This window comes from Aeromonas sp. QDB25 (assembly GCF_027707725.1).
Taxonomy (GTDB): domain Bacteria; phylum Pseudomonadota; class Gammaproteobacteria; order Enterobacterales; family Aeromonadaceae; genus Aeromonas; species Aeromonas caviae.
In genome coordinates this window covers 1-3,458 of the sequence record NZ_JAPCIZ010000155.1, presented here as the reverse complement: position 1 = coordinate 3,458, position 3,458 = coordinate 1, and the positions used below count along the sequence as shown (strand labels likewise).

The 3,458-nt window shown below is 53.0% G+C and carries 4 protein-coding genes; 1 reads left to right on the top strand and 3 read right to left on the bottom strand.

The features are described 5' to 3' along the window. Positions 1 to 258 precede the first annotated feature (258 nt). Both umuC and umuD read right to left on the bottom strand, forming a co-directional pair. Positions 259 to 1,530, bottom strand: a complete 1,272-nt coding sequence (gene umuC, locus PG883_RS22915) for a translesion error-prone DNA polymerase V subunit UmuC (RefSeq protein WP_114523098.1) — start codon at positions 1,528 to 1,530, stop codon at positions 259 to 261. Continuing rightward, a complete protein-coding gene (gene umuD, locus PG883_RS22910) occupies positions 1,527 to 1,886 on the bottom strand; it encodes a translesion error-prone DNA polymerase V autoproteolytic subunit (protein WP_114523099.1) in 360 nt (119 codons plus the stop codon). Before umuD ends, umuC begins: the two co-directional genes overlap by 4 nt. A gap of 450 nt (positions 1,887 to 2,336) precedes the next feature. On the opposite strand from umuD, the gene PG883_RS22905 reads away from it, so the two are divergent. Continuing rightward, a complete protein-coding gene (locus PG883_RS22905; RefSeq protein ID WP_147273925.1) occupies positions 2,337 to 2,651 on the top strand; it encodes a hypothetical protein in 315 nt (104 codons plus the stop codon). 8 nt (positions 2,652 to 2,659) lie between these two features. Here PG883_RS22905 and PG883_RS22900 read toward each other — a convergent pair whose 3' ends face one another. Next, positions 2,660 to 3,391, bottom strand: coding sequence for an ISAs1 family transposase (locus PG883_RS22900; RefSeq protein ID WP_442866378.1), 732 nt, complete (start codon positions 3,389 to 3,391; stop codon positions 2,660 to 2,662). Positions 3,392 to 3,458: the final 67 nt, after the last annotated feature.

Sequence of the window (3,458 nt, the reverse complement as noted above, 5' to 3'; positions counted from 1 at the left end):
TCAAAGCTCAGCTTCTGCTCGAAGAATCCCTGTCCGCATACTTTCCGGAAATGGTGTTCACAGATTCCGGAATCACTGTTCAACTTCACCGGAATACGCATCTCCCTGCAACCGTGTGACAAGTGCCACTTTCTTGTCTCGTTCCATGACCGTCGCTCCTAACATGAAAATGCCCGCTAAATGGCGGGCAGCTACGCAATGTGTTGTCAATATTGATAATGACAATACCCACACATTAATCAAGTCTATTTTAGGGCGTCATGTCCTGGCTTTGGGCAAATCGGCAAGGTTGGTGGTGTAACGCGGGCTGAGGCTTTCTCGCTTTACATCCCAGTCATGCTTAAGCCCTCCGGTGGCTCCGAAGAACAGCTTTCCAAAGCGCCCCTTGCTGTTAATGCTATCGACCACCTGCATCAGGGCGGCGCGACGGGGATCTTGTGGTTCAGCGGCAAACAGGTCGCCCTGCTGGTGTTCGACCGACGAGAAATCCGTCAGCATCACACCAGCCTTTGAGTAGCGGTGACCCTCTTGCCAGATCCCGTCTAGGAGTGGGCTGATTAGGCCCAGTAGAGCGCGGGTGTCGTTGGTCGGCACCACGAGCCGGGTACTGGTCTGGTTGGCGTAGTAAGGCTGGTTGCCAAAGCGGCTGGTGGCGATATGAAGGCTGATGTGGCGAGCACACTGTCTCTCTGCTCGTAGCTTTTGCGCCGCCTGCTCCATGAAGTTCGATATGGCCTGTTTCATTGCGACCCGATCGGTAATCCGCTCACCGAAGGTGCGCGAGACAATGATCTGCTGTTTCGCCCGGATTTGGTCTTCGAGGCCCAGGCACGGGATGCCGTTGAGCTCCTGTGCGGTTCGCTCGACCACCACACCATATCGCCGCTGCAGAGTCTTCGGGTCGGCCGCGGCGAGATCGGCAGCCGTCATGATCCCCTGAGCCTCCAACTTGGCCGTCAGCTGACGCCCGATCCCCCACACCTCGCTCACCGGAGTGATGGCCATGAACTCGCGCCGTTGCTCGGTATCAGACAGGTCCACGACGCCGCCTGTGCTTGGAGTTGACTTGGCTTTTAGATTGGCCAGCTTCGAAAGAGTACGTGTTGGTCCGAAGCCGATCCCGACCCCCAGACCAATAAATTTGGCGATGCGATTGCGTATCTGCTGGCCATATGCGATGGTGTCTCCGACACATGATGGGAGCCAAATGAAGCGCTCGTCGATCGAATATCGACTATAATGCGGCACCATGTCTGCGATGATGTCTTCAAACCGCTGGGTGAGGTCGAGGTACAACGCGAAATTGCTTGGCCTCCAGACGCCGCCATTTGCTTCGAAGAAGTCCTTCACCTGGAAGTAGGGCGTTGACATCTTCAGGCCGAGTGCCTTCGCTTCGGGCGAGCGAGCCACAATGCACCCTTGAGATGAGCTCAGAACGACCAGAGGCCGTCCTTTCAGTTTGGGGTCAAATAGGGTTTCGCAACTGCAGTAGGCATTATTGATGTCTACCAAACCATAGACGTAGCTCATGGTCGTTTCAGGGTTTTGTGGATGCTGTGGGTAATGACCCCCCAGATCACGAGATCGGATTCGTCATGCAGGTGGATCGCCGGAGTGGCCGGATCGGCGGAAACCAGAGCTGGCCGTGGGAGCTTCTGCAGCGTCCTGATGACGAACTCACCTTCATGGACAGCTACCACGATGTCACCGTCTTCCACGGACACTGAGCGGTCTATCACGATGAGGTCGTTGTCATGGATCCCATCGCTCTCCATGCCCATCCCGGTTGCCCTCATGAAGAACGTCGACGCAGGATGGCTGATTATGACCTGATTGAGATCAATAGGTTGTTCTTGAAACTCCGTACCTGGTTTGGGAAACGACATCGCTTGCTCATCTGATTTAATACTGTGTTTACATACAGTATAACAGCTCGCATGGCTTAGCGCACTGGGCCTCGGGAGGCTCCCAGTCCATGGCGGACAGTAGCGGGGGAGGAGGGTGTGTGATGGGGAACACACTTAAGAGGAAAGTCCTTTGACACTGTATGCAGCCCTGTCATGTTGTAGGAGCTGGCCAGCCTCTGTGGTCAGCAACAGAGCCCCCACTGTTCAAACTGGGAGCTTCGTTGTTCTCCTCTCCAACCGAGCGCAACGATGTCTGAGGCCCAACTGCTAAAGAGGGCAAAACGGCCCCCTGCTACGCCCACCGTAGCTAGGGGGCTTTTTTATGCGAACTAACCGTACTCATTCAATGTGGCGAGTTGTGCTGCTCGACACGGTTTATGTGCTGCCTATGTGTTACTGTGCGGCACTTTAAACCTAGAGGGGTGTATTTTGAAATTCAAAACACTGGCAATGCTATGCGCAATGAGTTTTTCTGCGGTCGCTCATGTAGATATAGACCCTAACGATGAATATGGTTATGGCCAGCATGATGCGCAGAGTTTTAAATTCAGCGTAGAGAGTTGCAATGAGAAAGTGCCGGTGCTGCTTGGTAATGCTCAAAAGAAGAAATTTACGCAGAATGACGTGTCACTATTTAAGGTGCTGCATGAGAAAGTGATGGAGGAAAATAATGTTGCAAAGGAGGCATATCGCAGTGGAATTAAATTGGTCAACATGCCCCCCAAGAACAGGGCGAGAGCGTGAACATATTGTTAAATTGACTTCAATTCAGCCAGCCCTGCATCCAATACCTTTTCCAGATATGGGCTGCTCATGCCCGCAAATTGCTGCTTCTTCCGCAAGCTTGCCTTACGGCTGGTTTCGGCTCGCAGCATGTTTTGCGCCATGTGTCGTGCACAGGCCAATATTTGAGGGGCATCACCTCGATATATCTGGCAGGCATCCTCATTCATCACGACATCCAGAACCCAGTGCAGGCTATTTTCAATTGCCCAGTGCCCTCGTACCGCTGAAGCAAACTGCTCTGGTGTCAGTTCAGCCGAGCTGATGTAGTAGCGATACTCCATCGAAAATTTTTCCATATTTTCAATTCGATAGGATATTGCGACACCGACAGTCTTTAGCGATTTCCACTCTGGAAATTGCTCTGATAGTGCTCCGGCTGGTAACACATGGTACTCGCGGCCATCGATGCGACCGTGCTCTTTCTCGACACTGAGCGTTTCTTCACTCAGCGGCTTCTTGGTCGACTCGGCCAGAGCTGCGCGTACTGCATTATGCAGTGTGGGCTGGTTACCTTTTACCGCCAGCAAGTAGTCGCCACCGCCCTTGACTATGGTTGAGGCTATTCCAGTCTGGCAGCCCATGGCATCGATGGATACCAGGCAGCCTTTTATATCGAGGAGTGCCAGTAATTCAGGAATGGCGGTGATTTCGTTAGGGAAGGTGCGAACAAGTCCCTGATATGAGATCATGTTTGTCATCTGGAGCCATGGAACAGGGTTCATCATGAGTCATCAACTTACCTTCGCCGACAGTGAATTCAGCAGT